Source organism: Thermus sp. FJN-A, assembly GCF_054655095.1.
This window is the reverse complement of sequence record NZ_BAAHSC010000116.1, coordinates 1-610: the sequence shown is the minus strand read 5'-3', so window position 1 is coordinate 610 and position 610 is coordinate 1. Positions and strand designations below refer to the sequence as shown.

The following is a 610-nucleotide window of genomic DNA, read 5'->3' as shown; positions in this document are numbered from 1 at the left end:
AGGAGGGCCCCCAGGTCCTGCCACACCCACCCCGCCCGCTCCCGGGCCAGGGAGGCCGCCTTCCGCACCAGCCGCAGGCCCTCCTCGTCCCCCAGGTGCCAGCGGGCCCAGCCCTTCAGCCTGAGCCACTCGGGGTTCTCCGGCTGGGGGTCCTGGTCCAGGGCCGCCTCGCCCTCCCGGTAGCGCCCGAGCTGGAGGAAGAGGCGGACGGCCTCGAGGTCCACCCGCCCGTCCGGCCTCAGCAGGGGGCGCCTTCGCCGGGGGCGATTTTGCCGATGAGCATCGGCGTTTGCAGAGATTTTGAGGATTTGACCCCCCTGTTCTGACATCCTTGCCCGGCATTATACAGGCTTTGGTACGGCGAAAAGCCGCTTCCGAAAACCAAGTGAACTATATCACGCCTGTTGGTGTCCCGTTGGTGAGGAGTTTGCGCCCTCTGGGAGCCCGCGGAGGCGTGCCATATTGACTCGCCCCATTCGCCTCTGCTATGGGTAGGGGAATGCTTTTCAGGTCCCTCCCTCCCCTCTTTCCAGGGTTCCGGTATAATGCCGGGCAATGGGAAGACCGGGCCCCCAGGGGGCCCAAGGCGGCAGGGCCGCGTGAGGACCAA

The 610-nt window shown here is 67.0% G+C and carries 1 pseudogene; it reads right to left on the bottom strand.

The window, feature by feature from the left end:
- Nucleotides 1-224, bottom strand: a pseudogene (locus tag ACYQ0J_RS00590) (tetratricopeptide repeat protein); the annotation flags it as partial.
- Nucleotides 225-610: the final 386 nt, after the last annotated feature.